This is a genomic window from Paenalcaligenes sp. Me131 (assembly GCF_050487225.1).
GTDB lineage: Bacteria > Pseudomonadota > Gammaproteobacteria > Burkholderiales > Burkholderiaceae_B > Paenalcaligenes.
In genome coordinates this window covers 683,957-697,729 of the sequence record NZ_JBKQGY010000003.1, presented here as the reverse complement: position 1 = coordinate 697,729, position 13,773 = coordinate 683,957, and the positions used below count along the sequence as shown (strand labels likewise).

Annotated in this window: 13 protein-coding genes; 3 read left to right on the top strand and 10 right to left on the bottom strand. The window is 49.8% G+C overall.

Going from position 1 to position 13,773, the window contains the following annotated elements:
* Position 1: 1 nt before the first annotated feature.
* The 4 genes from ACLPHM_RS14885 to ACLPHM_RS14870 form a co-directional block, all read right to left on the bottom strand.
* The gene (locus tag ACLPHM_RS14885) at positions 2-877 is read right to left on the bottom strand and encodes an ABC transporter permease subunit (protein WP_430221996.1); all 876 of its coding nucleotides are present in this window, start codon (positions 875-877) and stop codon (positions 2-4) included.
* 121 nt (positions 878-998) lie between these two features.
* Positions 999-2,237: an urea ABC transporter substrate-binding protein gene (locus tag ACLPHM_RS14880; protein WP_430221995.1), complete on the bottom strand. Its 1,239-nt coding sequence runs from the start codon at positions 2,235-2,237 to the stop codon at positions 999-1,001.
* Positions 2,238-2,267: 30 nt separating this feature from the next.
* Entirely contained in the window at positions 2,268-2,924 is a 657-nt protein-coding gene (locus ACLPHM_RS14875) for an ANTAR domain-containing response regulator (protein ID WP_430221994.1), read from the bottom strand.
* Positions 2,925-2,938: 14 nt separating this feature from the next.
* Complete coding sequence (locus tag ACLPHM_RS14870; RefSeq protein ID WP_430221993.1) at positions 2,939-4,093, bottom strand: transporter substrate-binding protein; 1,155 nt, start codon at positions 4,091-4,093, stop codon at positions 2,939-2,941.
* Positions 4,094-4,367: 274 nt separating this feature from the next.
* On the opposite strand from ACLPHM_RS14870, the gene ACLPHM_RS14865 reads away from it, so the two are divergent.
* Positions 4,368-5,138 carry an IclR family transcriptional regulator gene (locus ACLPHM_RS14865; protein WP_430221992.1) on the top strand — a complete coding sequence of 257 codons (771 nt, stop codon included), beginning with the start codon at positions 4,368-4,370 and terminating at the stop codon, positions 5,136-5,138.
* Between the two features lie 47 nt (positions 5,139-5,185).
* Here the strand turns inward: ACLPHM_RS14865 and ACLPHM_RS14860 are convergent, their stop codons facing one another.
* Positions 5,186-6,691 (bottom strand): CoA-acylating methylmalonate-semialdehyde dehydrogenase, encoded by a 1,506-nt coding sequence (locus ACLPHM_RS14860; RefSeq protein WP_430221991.1) that lies wholly within the window; start codon positions 6,689-6,691, stop codon positions 5,186-5,188.
* Positions 6,692-6,799: 108 nt separating this feature from the next.
* Here ACLPHM_RS14860 and ACLPHM_RS14855 point away from each other — a divergent pair, with 108 nt between their 5' ends.
* Positions 6,800-7,744, top strand: coding sequence for a LysR family transcriptional regulator (locus tag ACLPHM_RS14855; protein WP_430221990.1), 945 nt, complete (start codon positions 6,800-6,802; stop codon positions 7,742-7,744).
* Between the two features lie 70 nt (positions 7,745-7,814).
* Here ACLPHM_RS14855 and rpsJ read toward each other — a convergent pair whose 3' ends face one another.
* From rpsJ to rpsL, 5 genes are all read right to left on the bottom strand, one after another.
* Entirely contained in the window at positions 7,815-8,126 is a 312-nt protein-coding gene (gene rpsJ, locus ACLPHM_RS14850; RefSeq protein WP_135863858.1) for a 30S ribosomal protein S10, read from the bottom strand.
* 68 nt (positions 8,127-8,194) lie between these two features.
* Positions 8,195-9,385, bottom strand: coding sequence for an elongation factor Tu (gene tuf, locus ACLPHM_RS14845; RefSeq protein WP_430221989.1), 1,191 nt, complete (start codon positions 9,383-9,385; stop codon positions 8,195-8,197).
* An 82-nt stretch (positions 9,386-9,467) separates the two neighbouring features.
* On the bottom strand, positions 9,468-11,570 hold the full coding sequence (gene fusA, locus ACLPHM_RS14840; protein ID WP_430221988.1) for an elongation factor G: 2,103 nt from the start codon (positions 11,568-11,570) through the stop codon (positions 9,468-9,470).
* Positions 11,571-11,585: 15 nt separating this feature from the next.
* Positions 11,586-12,056: a 30S ribosomal protein S7 gene (rpsG, locus tag ACLPHM_RS14835; protein ID WP_135863560.1), complete on the bottom strand. Its 471-nt coding sequence runs from the start codon at positions 12,054-12,056 to the stop codon at positions 11,586-11,588.
* Positions 12,057-12,200: 144 nt separating this feature from the next.
* Positions 12,201-12,575, bottom strand: coding sequence for a 30S ribosomal protein S12 (rpsL, locus tag ACLPHM_RS14830; RefSeq protein WP_135863562.1), 375 nt, complete (start codon positions 12,573-12,575; stop codon positions 12,201-12,203).
* Positions 12,576-13,077: 502 nt separating this feature from the next.
* Between rpsL and ACLPHM_RS14825 the strand changes: the two genes are divergently transcribed.
* Positions 13,078-13,773, top strand: a complete 696-nt coding sequence (locus tag ACLPHM_RS14825; RefSeq protein ID WP_430221987.1) for a response regulator transcription factor — start codon at positions 13,078-13,080, stop codon at positions 13,771-13,773.

Sequence of the window (13,773 nt, the reverse complement as noted above, 5' to 3'; positions counted from 1 at the left end):
ACTAACCTCTGCGCTTCAGGAACCAGCCCGAGATGCCATTTGGCAAAACTCGAATCACCACGATCACGGTCAACAACATGCCGATGTGACCAAACATCTGTCCTTTCCAAGAAGTCAGTGCCGCTTTCATTACCCCTAATATGGCTGCTGCAGGTGCAGTGCCCAAGAAAATATCAGCGCCACCCACCACCACAGTCACGAACGCATCCACCACAAAGGTGCTTCCCATCGTAGGCACTAAGGTCATGGTTGGTGCATAGAGTGCACCAGCCAAACCCGCTAATGCAGCCCCCAAACCGAAAGTCAGGCTATACATAAATCCCGTATTCACCCCTAATGCACTAGACATGCTGGGTACTTGAATCGTGGCTCGCGCCAACAAGCCAAATCGGGTGTAGCGAAATAGCGCAAACAGGGCGACCAACAACCCTATCGCTACCGCCATTAACACCACGCGATACTCAGAGTAGGAGTAGCCACCAAACTCGAAACTCCCCAATGGAGTACCGGTACCTTGGATAGTGGAGCCCAACACAATTAACGTGCCTTGCGTCGCAATTAAACTGATTCCCCATGTGGCCACAATAGTGTCCAAAGGGCGCTGATATAAATGACGCACTACCAAACGCTCCAACACCATGCCCAACACACCAGCAGCCAATGCGCCCATCAACACAGCGATAGGAAACGGCACACCAGCATGGATGGCATAAGTGGAGACATATGCACCACATAAAATAAACTCACCATGTGCCAGATTGATCACCCCCATCATGCCGAAGATGATCGCCAGCCCGCAGGCGGCCAATACCAGAAAGGCAAATGCATCGCCTGCCTGATAAAGAAAAGAGAACGCCGTACTTAACAATTCCATCATGCTCCCCTAGGCAGGATTGCATAACAGCAGGCAACACTTACCCTAGCTGCTGATTTTCTAGCAGCGCCATTTTGCAATCCTGCATTGATTAACAACGGCGGTTATAGTCTCCGCCTAGCCCTTACTTCTTCGTGGTTGGGTTATCCGAGGGCGTGTATTGAGCATTGTGATCTTGTTGTGTCAGATCGCAGCCCACCTCCCCTAACCAATAAGGTTGGGTATCGTTCCATACTTGGGGGAAAGAAATGGAATGGTCTTCGTTAACACGCGCCAAGTACATGGTGTGTGAGGTATGCTGGCTTTTAGGATCAATACATACACGGCCCTCAGGCGCATCCATACATACATCACCTTGTGCAATCACCGCACGAATGTCGGCTTTGTTGGTGGAACCGTTTGCACGCTCTACCATCTGCTTGTACAAGTACACAGCATGGTAGGAGTTTTCAGCCTCTTGGTTGATGTAAGGTTCTTCAGGGAAACGTTTACGCCATTTCTCTACAAACGCCTTACTTTCTGGCGTGTCCACTTCCTCAATGTAGTTGGTAGTGATGTACATACCTGCCAAGCTAGGGGCTTTGAAACGTTTGTGTTCGTACCCTTGACCCACGTTCACCGAAGACGCCATAGGCAAACCCACGTTAGCCGCTAACGCCTGTTCGTAGTACGAAGCCTGAGCAGTACCCACCAATAGGGTTACGACAAAGTCGGGTTTGGCGCGTTGAATGTTTTGAATATTCTGCGAGAACTGGGATACCCCTACAGGGATGAAATCCTCACCCACAATTTCGCCACCTTCTTTCTCTACAAAGTGACGCACCCATTCTGCAGAAATCTGGCCGAAGTTATAGTCGGCAGCCAGCACATACACCCGCTTACCGTACTCTTTCATCATCCACGGAATCAGTGTAGAAAACTGCTGTTCTGGCACCGCCCCCGTCACTATCATATTGGCATCACATACCCCGCCTTCGTACTGATTGTTATAGAAAGCGAAACCATCAAACTGACGCACGATGGGTCTATAAGCTTCACGGGAAGAACTACTAAATCCCGAGAACACCACATCCACTTTATCTCGCTGTAACGCGCGACGCATCAATTCCTGATGGCGTGTGTTATCAGACTGCGTATCGTAAATGACTAATTCCAGAGGACGGCCTGCAATCCCCCCTGCAGCATTAATTTCCTCTGCCGCCAATTGAATACCACGCACTTTACCAATCACAGGTACTACGAACTCCCCTGACTGATCCTCTAACACACCCATTTTTATGGGGGCATTATTGGCCTGTGCACTCATCGCAGTAACTGTACATAAAGCGGCTGCCAGTCCTGCCAACATAAAGGCTTTTTTCATCTTGTCTCCCTACTTTTTTAAAAATTATTGCTATATGGTGATAGACAAGGCATTTTCTTGCCCCACCATTGCACCACGGCCTGGTTGCATGGCCTGTGGTTGTCGAGCAGCTTGCTCTACAAGTTGTTTCGCAAACTCTTCAACACTGGTCTGTGCACACATGCTTTGCTGCCTTAGCCATTCGTATGCACCTTCGTCAGTCAAACCGTGCCACTTCATCAGTAACAGGACCGCTTTGATGACATAACGACGTTGTCTACGTCGTTGATTCTGTTCCAACAAGCTCAAGTTCCATGCCAACTGCTGGTTGTATTCATTGACCGCCATGAATAAGCTGAAGAACACTGTTCCGGCATGCACAGGTTTTTTAAGAAATGCCGTCGCACCATATGAGAACAGCCGTCCCAATCGCGAAGGAGCTTCAATCCCCACCATCCCTACTACTGGGATCATGGAAAGATCCAAACCTGGATAACGGGGGACATCCACCTTGCCCCCTAAGTCGCCATCTAAAAACAGCACATCGCGCTCTGTTTGTAGATTGTCTTTATCCAATACCACTTCGCCATTTTCGGGAGGTAAATGCAGCACGCTCATCCCTAAACGGCTCAACGAATCACCCAGACGATCCAACGCCCGGAAGTTTTCAGAAACAATCAACGCCCGTCTATGATTAAAATTTTGCACACAGCGTACGGATCTCATGTCTGCAAAACCCCACTGTCTTCTATTGGCAATAACATCCATTCCGTAGTGCTACTCACTAGATACGGATCAGGTCGTACAGGGCGCAAGGCCTGCGCCACAATCTCAAAACTCCCTTGTGCAGTGGAACGCCCCATGCGTGGCGTTAAGTAAGCGTGATAAGTCAAAGGATCTAAAAAGACTTCACCCTGAGGTGCCCAGAGATGATGCTGTAATGCTGCGCGACGCACTGTCATCACATCGTCACTAGCACTAGACAGCAATGCCGCCGCCAGTAAGTGGGTGGCAATATACGTCGCTTCTGCTTCTACGGTGGGTAAACCGTCACTGGGATAGGTACGGCAATACTTCTGCACGAAAATACCGTTTTCAGAGGTTTCCACAGAGGAAAAATACACGCTTGAGCTTAAATGCCCATCGCTGGCCTGTGGCCCTATCTCCATTAAATCTGCTTCAGACAGATTGCAACTCACCACAGGAAAGCGTGTGCTTTGTGCAATATTGCGTTGTTCGCACACAGCTCGGAATTTGCGGAAAAAGTGATAGCTGGAGTGCCCAATCAAACTGTTGCACACAAAATCTGGCTGCAATTGCAAGATCTGCTCTATGCACTCATCCATATCGGTGCCATCTATAGGGATATAGCTTTCGTGTAGTACACGGCCTCCACGTCGGGAAAACTCTTCACGGAAAACTCTATTGCTCTCCCACGCCCAAATGTAGTCAGACCCTATGCAATACGCCGTTGTACCTGCATTACCCAACATAAACTCTACAAGTGGGTACATATGATGGTTCGGTGCGGTTCCGGTATACACCACATTATCGGAACTTTCGAAACCTTCGTAATGTGCGGGATACCACAATACGGCCCCATAGCGTTCAAACAAGGGCAACAGCTCTTTACGACTTGATGAGGTGTAACACCCAATAATATGTCGTATGCCAGAGCGCAACATGCGTTCCGCCTCAAGACAATACCGAAGGTTATCTCCGGCTGGGTCTGCACACTCGAATTGCAGTTGTAGCTCTGTAGTAGCTGCTATTTCACTCGCCGCCAACTGCAACCCATTTTGCATAGAACGGCCTACCCGCCCATACGAGCCGGTGGTAGACAGTAATACACCTATACGATGAACGCTTGAAGCCATTCCAACTCCCACAAAAAAAGAGCCCATCGCGCTAGTGCGCCATGGGCTCTTTTGCCTTGTTACTTTGTTTGTATGTTCTTACCGTCACCGTATCGGGTCTACTGGCATCATTGCCATCCGTACAGGACTATCTATGGTTCGTATTCTTGCCTAAAGCGCTTCTGCTCGGTATCCGTAATTACCCTTCATCACTTTGCTCTGCTAGGCGGTAATTGCTGCCACCTCTTACAATGCCTATTCACGCTGACTTTTTTCATACGCACTGCTACTTTTCATGAAACGGACCAAAGGCTCTTCCATCACCCGCGTGCTAGAAATTATTGATTTGGTTGCCCGTGCCACCTATCCTATTTCTGCCGCTACCATTGCCGAAAGCTTGGATATACCCAGACCCAGTGTACATAGGCTGCTCCAACAACTGGCCGATGAAAAGTACCTAGAAAGCAATCTAGCTGGGCACTGGCTACCAGCACCGCAACTACGCAATATGTCCCTAGGCATTTTGCATAATGCTAGGTTCCGTGCCGGCCACAACGCCATCTTGCAACAGTTAGCCTCCAAAATAGGGGAAACCTGCGGGCTATCCATTCCATCTCTATCTGGTGTGCACATGACGTATCTCGATCGTGCACAAACCAACTGGCCTTTGCAAATCAATGTTCCTATGGGCAGTGAGGTATCTGTCACCAGTACAGCTAGCGGCAAACTATATTTGGCTTCATTACCCCTTGCCGAACGTGAACGTCTGCTACGCAACCTTCCCATCCCACGTTTAACCCGCAACACCATTACCGATACACAACAGCTGTCTGCCGAGTTAGACCGCATTGCACAAACAGGTATAGGTACGGACAACGAGGAATTCATTGAAGGTATGGTGGCATGCGCTGTACCAATTTTTGATAACCAACAACGTTTTTTAGCTAGCCTGTTTGTACATGCACCGGCCGTACGGTTCAGCCTTGAACAACTGCTGGAACACGCACCTTTACTACAGGCCGCAGCAATAGAACTTTACCAGTCTGATTTCACGCTACAGGCATAACACAGCACACTAAAAAGGCGCCTAACGAGGCGCCTTTTTCATCTTCCTTACTTAGCGGTAGGCATTGCGAACTCTGCCCCTTTTTCAATGCTTTGCGGCCAGCGCTGCATGATGGATTTTTGCTTGGTGTAGAAGCGCACGCCCTCTTCACCATACACATGCATATCGCCAAACAAACTTTGCTTCCAACCGCCAAAACCCTGCCATGCCATTGGCACTGGAATAGGCACATTAATACCTACCATACCCACCTGCACACGACGACCAAACTCGCGCGCCACATTACCATCGCTGGTGTAGCACGACACGCCATTACCAAAGGCATGATTGTTAATCAGCTCTAAGGCATGGGCAAAATCAGGGACTCGTACGCATGACAATACAGGGCCAAAAATTTCCTCTTGGTAAATACGCATGTCTGGTGTGACATGATCAAACAAGGTACCACCGGTAAAGAAGCCTTGCTCATGCCCACTTACTTTTAGACCACGACCATCTACCACTAACGTTGCGCCTTCTTCCACACCGGTAGCGATATAGCCTTCGATACGCTCCAGGGCTTCGCGAGTCACAATAGGGCCCATTTCGGCTTCAGGATTCATGCCATTGGTGATTTTCAATGTGCGAGCACGCTCAGCCAATTTCGGAATAATACGATCAGCCACATCACCCACCAACACGGCGACCGAGATCGCCATGCAACGTTCGCCGGCCGAACCATAAGCCGCCCCAATTAAGGCGTCGACGGCTTGTTCAATGTCAGCATCAGGCATCACCACCAGATGGTTTTTAGCACCGCCCAACGCTTGTACACGTTTACCGTAATGCGCACCTTGCTCGTATATGTACTTAGCAATAGGTGTAGAACCCACAAAGCTCATGGCCGAGACATCAGGGTGCGACAACAAGGCGTCTACGGTTGGCTTACCGCCTTGCACCACGTTGAATACCCCATCAGGCAAACCAGCTTGTTTTAGCAAGTCAGCCATAAACAGTGATGCCGACGGATCGCGCTCGCTAGGTTTCAGCACAAAGCAGTTACCGGTTACCAATGCGATAGGGAACATCCAGCAAGGCACCATGCACGGGAAGTTAAACGGTGTCACTCCAGCTACTACACCCAAGGGTTGACGCATGGTCCAGTTATCCATGTTGGTAGAGACTTGGTCGGTATAGTCACCTTTCAACAGTTGGGGAGCGCCACACGCAAACTCGATAATATCTATTCCGCGCATCACTTCGCCCTTGGCATCACTAAACACTTTACCGTGCTCAGAGGTGATGATTTCGGCCAAGGTATCGATGTGCTCATTCATCAATTCAAGAAACTTCAGCATGATGCGTGCACGGCGAATGGGGGGCGTATCGGCCCATGCTGGGAAAGCAGCGGTAGCTGCAGCAACCGCTGCATTGATGTCAGACGCTGTGCCTAAGCGTACATGGCGAGCCACAGCTCCCGTAGCAGGGTTGTAGACTGCTTGTGTTTCTTTACCATCGCCTGCGGTCAGTTTGCCGCCAATAAAATGCTGCACTTCTTGCTGTTGCACGGTCATGATGTGGTCTCCTGTGGATAATCATTTTCATACAGTGTAGAAAGTGTGTACTACTCTGCCTAGTCAAAAACGCTTGATTAATTGTTTAGTATTCTGAACAATCAGCGTATGAACATAGAAAAAATACAATCTCTGTGGGCCCATTTGCATTGCTTAAGCGTACTGCAACAGCAAGGCAGTTTTACCGCTACGGCAAAACGTTTGGGTATCAGTAAAGCGGCTGTGAGCCAACGTATAGCCGAACTGGAAAAAGCATGCGGCTTGCCCTTGGTTCGTCGTACTACTCGCAGCGTGCAACTGACCGAGGCAGGCTATAGACTGGCCGAAAACACCCGACAAGAATTTGAGAACATTGCCCATCAATTTGCGACGGTACAAGAGTTAGCCACTCACCCTCGCGGTTGGTTGCGTATTACGGCTCCCTTGGCTTTTTCTCGCCAGCAATTGATTCCTAAGCTGCAAGGGTTTATGAGCCGTTACCCAGACGTGCAGCTGGATTTAAATCTTTCAGATAATCTGCTTTCTCTGGAACAAGAAGCGGTGGATTTGGCCATACGCCATACCAGCACACCACCGGATACTTATGTAGCTTGGCCTCTATGTCAAACGCAGTCGTTGTTGGTAGCAAGCCCAGACTATCTGAGCAAGCATGGCATACCTTCGCACCCTGATGATCTGTTGCAGCACCGGTGTCTGCATTATCCACGATCGCAACGTACAGCCACCTGGACATTCGAACGTGCTGACAGCAGCCCTGCCCAGCGTTTGACTGTGCCGATTACCGGCGCATTTGTTGCGAATAACAGTGAGGCTCTGCGTGACATTGCCTTGCAACATCAAGGTATCGCGTTAGTCCCTGACTTTAGTGTGCAAGAAGCCATGCAAACGGGCAATTTGGTGCAGGTACTACCTGATTGGCAACCTTCTGGGGCTTTTGGTGATTGTGTGTATGCACTGCGCCCCTATTCTGCACAAGTACCTCAGACGGTGCGCCTGTTTGTGGATTACTTACGCGACGCATTTAAACAGGGCTTTAATGTGAGCACAGTCTAGCGTACAAAAAAACAACCCCCTGAAGATCACTTCAGGGGGTCATCGTATTCCGTGTTCTGTCAGTAATGAATTACTGCAGAGCAATTTCCACATCAACGCCAGCTGGCAGATCCAGACGCATCAATGCATCAACTGTTTTATCAGTTGGGTCAACAATATCCATCAAACGCTGGTGCGTACGGATTTCGACCTGGTCACGCGCTGTTTTGTTCACGTGTGGTGAGCTCAACAGGTCGTAACGACGGATACGTGTAGGCAGAGGTACAGGACCACGCACAACAGCACCGGTACGTTTAGCCGTATCAACGATTTCAGCCGCAGACTGATCGATTAATTTGTAGTCGAAAGCCTTAAGGCGGATACGGATTTTCTGGTTTTTCATGTGATTTCCTAAAGAACGAAAAGTTGCAGGGGCAACACCGCGCCCCTGCATCCAGCTATATCAATAGCTTATTTGATGATTTTGGCTACAACGCCAGCACCAACAGTACGGCCACCTTCGCGAATCGCGAAACGCAGACCTTCTTCCATAGCGATAGGCGCAATCAGCGACACTGTCATGGAAATGTTATCGCCTGGCAGAACCATTTCTTTGTCTTCTGGCAGCTCGATAGTACCGGTTACGTCAGTTGTACGGAAGTAGAACTGAGGACGGTAGCCTTTGAAGAATGGTGTGTGACGACCGCCTTCTTCTTTGGACAGAATGTACACTTCAGCTGTGAAGTCTGTGTGTGGCTTGATGGTACCTGGTTTAGCCAAAACTTGACCACGCTCAACGTCTTCACGTTTGGTACCACGCAGCAATACACCAACGTTATCGCCCGCTTCACCTTGATCCAACAATTTACGGAACATCTCTACGCCCGTGCATGTGGATTTTACAGTTTCGCGAATACCAACGATCTCGATCTCTTCACCAACTTTAACGATACCACGCTCGATACGGCCAGTTACCACTGTACCGCGACCGGAGATGGAGAACACGTCTTCAACAGGCATCAAGAATGCACCGTCAACTGCACGTTCTGGTGTTGGGATGTAGCTGTCCAGAGCTTCAGCCAATGCCAATACAGCTTGGCTACCCAATGGGCCTTCGTCGCCTTCCAGTGCCAGCTTAGCGGAACCTTTAACGATTGGTGTGTCGTCGCCTGGGAAATCGTAGTTCGACAACAGCTCACGAACTTCCATTTCTACCAGTTCCAACAACTCTTCGTCGTCAACCATGTCGGCTTTGTTCAGGAACACGATGATGTAAGGTACACCAACCTGACGGCTCAACAAGATGTGTTCACGTGTCTGAGGCATTGGGCCGTCAGCTGCGGAAACCACCAGAATCGCGCCGTCCATCTGCGCTGCACCAGTAATCATGTTTTTAACGTAGTCAGCGTGACCTGGGCAGTCTACGTGTGCGTAGTGACGTGAAGGGGTTTCGTATTCTACGTGAGAGGTGCTGATGGTAATACCACGAGCTTTCTCTTCAGGAGCAGCGTCGATTTGCGCGTAGTCACGTGCTTCACCGCCGAATGCTTTTGCCAAAACCGTGCAGATCGCTGCGGTCAGAGTGGTTTTACCGTGGTCAACGTGACCAATTGTACCTACGTTGACGTGCGGTTTAGTCCGTTCAAACTTACCTTTTGCCATGATTTATCTCTACTATGTTTTCAGGAAAACAAAAATTTATAGACCAGCCCGTTTATACAACAGACTGGCCTTAACGTGTTATTTATTTTGCACGCGCGCTGACAACTTCATCAGCTACATGCTTAGGAGCTTCAGAGTACTGCTTGAACTCCATGCTGTACGTGGCACGACCCTGGGTCTGAGAACGCAAGCTGGTGGAGTAACCAAACATCTCGGCCAGAGGAACCTCTGCCTTAATGATTTTGCCACCACCAGGAATGTCTTCCATTCCCTGAACCATACCGCGACGGGAGGACAAGTCACCCATCACTGTACCGGCGTACTCTTCAGGCGTTTCAACATCAACAGCCATCATGGGTTCCAGCAGCACTGGATCAGCGCGGCGCATACCCTCTTTGAACGCCATAGAAGCAGCCAGACGGAAAGCGTTTTCGTTCGAGTCCACATCGTGGTAAGAACCGAAGAACAGCGTTGCTTTAACGTCTACTACTGGGTAACCAGCGATTACACCGGCAGGCAGTGTTTCGCGGATACCTTTATCAACGGCAGGAATGTATTCACGTGGAACCACACCACCTTTGATCTCGTCAACGAACTCGTAGCCACCACCAGCTTCCATTGGCTCGAGCTTCAGTACCACGTGACCGTATTGACCACGACCACCGGACTGACGAACAAATTTGCCTTCGACTTCTGGGCAGACTTTGCGGATAGTTTCGCGGTAAGCCACTTGTGGCTTACCAACGTTAGCTTCCACGTTGAACTCTCGACGCATACGGTCAACCAGAACTTCCAAGTGAAGCTCACCCATACCAGAAATAATAGTCTGGCCGGATTCTTCGTCACTTGTTACGCGGAAAGAAGGATCTTCCTGCGCCAAGCGAGAAAGGGCCACACCCATTTTCTCTTGGTCAGATTTGGTTTTTGGTTCAACAGCCTGAGAAATCACAGGTTCTGGGAACTCCATACGCTCCAGAACGATATGGTTCTGCATGTCACACAGGGTTTCACCTGTTGTCACTTCTTTCAGACCCACCACCGCAGCGATATCACCAGCAACCAACTCTTTCAGCTCAGCACGGTTGTTTGCGTGCATCTGCAGAATACGGCCAATACGCTCGCGCTTGCCTTTCACTGAGTTGTACACAGTGTCGCCAGAGCGCAGAACGCCGGAGTACACACGCACAAACGTCAACTGACCAACGAAGTTATCTGTCATCAGCTTGAATGCCAATGCGGACAGAGGAGCTTCATCGTCAGCAGGACGAGTGATAGGATTGCCGTCATCGTCTTCACCAGCCACGTCAGGGATATCCACTGGGGATGGCATGTAATCGATAACTGCATCCAGCATGCGCTGAACACCTTTGTTTTTGAACGCTGTACCGCACAGCATTGGCTGGATTTCGCCAGCAATGGTACGTGTACGCATACCCAGGTTCAGGTCGGCTTCAGACAGGTCGCCTTCTTCCAGGTACTTGTTCATCAACTCTTCGCTGGCTTCTGCTGCTGCTTCAACCAGGTTTTCGCGCCATTTTTTGGCATCGGCAACCATGTCAGCAGGAATCTCAGCGTATTCAAACTTCACACCCAGGCTAGCCTCATCCCACAGGATGGCTTTCATTTTTACCAGGTCAACAACGCCTTTGAATTCATCTTCAGCGCCGATTGGCAAAACGACAGGCACAGGACTAGCTTTCAAACGCAGTTTGAGCTGGTCGTACACTTTGTAGAAGTTAGCACCGGTACGGTCCATTTTGTTGATGAACAACAAACGTGGCACACCGTATTTGTTAGCTTGGCGCCATACAGTTTCGGACTGAGGCTGCACACCGCCCACAGCACAATACACCATCACTGCACCGTCCAGAACACGCATGGAACGCTCTACCTCAATGGTAAAGTCCACGTGCCCGGGGGTGTCAATAATGTTGATACGGTGCTCTGGGTAATTGCCAGCCATACCGCTCCAGAACGCTGTGGTAGCAGCAGAGGTAATGGTAATACCACGCTCTTGCTCTTGCTCCATCCAGTCCATGGTGGCGGAACCCTCGTGGGTTTCGCCCAGCTTGTGGCTTACACCAGTGTAAAACAGGATGCGTTCTGTCGTTGTGGTTTTACCGGCGTCAATGTGAGCCGAAATACCAATGTTACGATAGCGCTCGATGGGGGTTTTGCGGGCCATGATTTTGTCCTTTGATTACCAACGGAAATGGCTGAATGCCTTGTTGGCTTCGGCCATTCTGTGCGTGTCTTCACGCTTTCTCATTGCACCACCACGGCCTTCTGCGGCATCCAGCAATTCGCCGGCCAAACGCAGGTCCATGGATTTTTCGCTGCGTTTTTTAGCAGCTTCACGTACCCAACGCATGGCCAGAGCCAAACGACGGACAGGACGAACCTCAACTGGCACTTGATAGTTAGCACCACCAACACGGCGGCCTTTAACTTCAACTACAGGTTTTACGTTATTGATTGCAGTGGTGAACACTTCGATCGGATCTTTGCCGGCTTTTTCCTGGATTTGATCGAGGGCGCCATACACGATGCGTTCGGCAACAGCTTTCTTACCGGACAACATCACAATATTCATAAATTTTGCGAGTTCTACGCTACCAAACTTAGGATCTGGCAGGATTTCTCTTTTGGGTACTTCGCGACGGCGAGGCATAATAATTCCTTGTGACTATTCAGTTGAACCGCTCTTCACGGTCTTGGCCATTCATAACAAATGACCACTTACATGCCTTTGCATCAGGACAGCAAAGGCTGCACGGACACGGGCCAGATTATCCGGCCAGCAGAAAGCAGTAAATTACTTCTTAGGACGTTTCGCACCGTATTTGGAGCGAGCCTGTTTACGATCTTTCACGCCTTGCAGGTCAAGTGCACCACGAACGATGTGATAACGCACACCTGGTAAGTCTTTTACACGACCACCGCGGATCAGAACGACCGAGTGTTCCTGCAGGTTGTGACCTTCACCGCCGATGTACGAAATAACTTCGTAACCGTTGGTCAAGCGAACCTTGGCGACTTTACGCAGAGCAGAGTTAGGTTTTTTAGGGGTAGTGGTGTACACACGGGTGCAAACACCACGACGCTGCGGGCAGTTCTCGAGGGCAGGACTTTTGCTTCCTGGACGAGATACGGCACGCGGCTTGCGTACTAATTGACTAATGGTTGGCATAGCCTCGACGTATCCTTTACGTACAAAAACGAACATATCCTTGCGACAGTATTCGTGTCGCCGGGACGACTTGCACAGAACCGCCCACAACGAACATTTACGTAAAAGAGCGGGTCTGGCAACAAAGGACCACAGGCAGGGTTTACCGATTAACTTATTGCCATCACAATACAACTCTGACAGCGCATGTTGATACGAATCGTAGCAACATCAAGTAAAAGGCGTAGCTAAAACAAGCTGTTTTTGGCCTATATAGAATGTTTCCATATAGACAGAACCCCGTGCACTGGGTTTATTTACCTAGGAATACCGGCAAAGGATCCCATGAGTAAGCTAGCCAATTTACCACGCAAAGGTTTTCAGGGTCAATAGTTTATGAGGGCAACGCTAGAGTTTGCGCGGGCTTCGTGACGCTAAAGTAACGGGTGGTTGCATCAGATACCCGGTCCCCTAGGGGGAAAAGTTATACTTCCTACAATTTCTTGCTTTTAATATTAACGCCATGAACATTGCCTCATTGGAAGACGATCCAGTACAAAGCGAAATGATCGTCAAAACACTGGATTCAGCCGGCTACACCTGCTCGCCCTTCCATACTGGAAAGTCATTGTTAGCAGCGTTGGCTAAACCGCACGATTTCAACGTGCTGGTGCTAGACTGGGAGCTCCCTGACATGAGCGGCCTAGATGTATTACACTGGGTACGGTCAAAACTAGGGTATGCCCTGCCTGTGTTGTTCTTAACCAGCAGAACTGCCGAGGAAGACTTGGTGATTGGGCTGCAAGCTGGTGCGGACGACTACATGGGTAAGCCTATTCGGCCTGCCGAGCTACAAGCCAGGGTTCAAGCCCTGTTGCGCAGGATGAACCCCGTTACGCCTTCTACCGACTCATTTGAGTTCGGGCCGTATAGTATTGACCCCGCTGCCGGCACAATTACGTTGCACGGTGAAGCAGTAGAGTTAGCGCCTAAAGAGTTTGAGCTTGCTCTGTTGCTGTTTCGCAATCCTGGTAGGCTATTTTCCCGTGATGTACTCAGTACGGCTGTGTGGAACCGTGAAATCCCGGCCACCTCACGTACGTTGGATACTCACCTTTCTAACATTAGACGCAAGTTACAACTGCGTCCCGAGAACGGTGTGCGTTTGAATGCTTCTTACGCACTGGGCTATCGCCTGGAAACCGTTAACGAGCTTTAA

Bases quoted from the DNA above. Each gene is read 5' to 3' on its own strand.
- rpsJ (WP_135863858.1), bottom strand. From the start codon at position 8,126: ATGAAAAACCAGAAAATCCGTATCCGCCTTAAGGCTTTCGACTACAAA.
- ACLPHM_RS14870 (WP_430221993.1), bottom strand. From the start codon at position 4,093: ATGGCTTCAAGCGTTCATCGTATAGGTGTATTACTGTCTACCACCGGC.
- ACLPHM_RS14865 (WP_430221992.1), top strand. From the start codon at position 4,368: ATGAAACGGACCAAAGGCTCTTCCATCACCCGCGTGCTAGAAATTATT.
- ACLPHM_RS14880 (WP_430221995.1), bottom strand. From the start codon at position 2,237: ATGAAAAAAGCCTTTATGTTGGCAGGACTGGCAGCCGCTTTATGTACA.
- ACLPHM_RS14855 (WP_430221990.1), top strand. From the start codon at position 6,800: ATGAACATAGAAAAAATACAATCTCTGTGGGCCCATTTGCATTGCTTA.
- fusA (WP_430221988.1), bottom strand. From the start codon at position 11,570: ATGGCCCGCAAAACCCCCATCGAGCGCTATCGTAACATTGGTATTTCG.
- rpsG (WP_135863560.1), bottom strand. From the start codon at position 12,056: ATGCCTCGCCGTCGCGAAGTACCCAAAAGAGAAATCCTGCCAGATCCT.
- ACLPHM_RS14825 (WP_430221987.1), top strand. From the start codon at position 13,078: ATGAACATTGCCTCATTGGAAGACGATCCAGTACAAAGCGAAATGATC.
- ACLPHM_RS14860 (WP_430221991.1), bottom strand. From the start codon at position 6,691: ATGACCGTGCAACAGCAAGAAGTGCAGCATTTTATTGGCGGCAAACTG.
- rpsL (WP_135863562.1), bottom strand. From the start codon at position 12,575: ATGCCAACCATTAGTCAATTAGTACGCAAGCCGCGTGCCGTATCTCGT.
- ACLPHM_RS14885 (WP_430221996.1), bottom strand. From the start codon at position 877: ATGATGGAATTGTTAAGTACGGCGTTCTCTTTTCTTTATCAGGCAGGC.
- tuf (WP_430221989.1), bottom strand. From the start codon at position 9,385: ATGGCAAAAGGTAAGTTTGAACGGACTAAACCGCACGTCAACGTAGGT.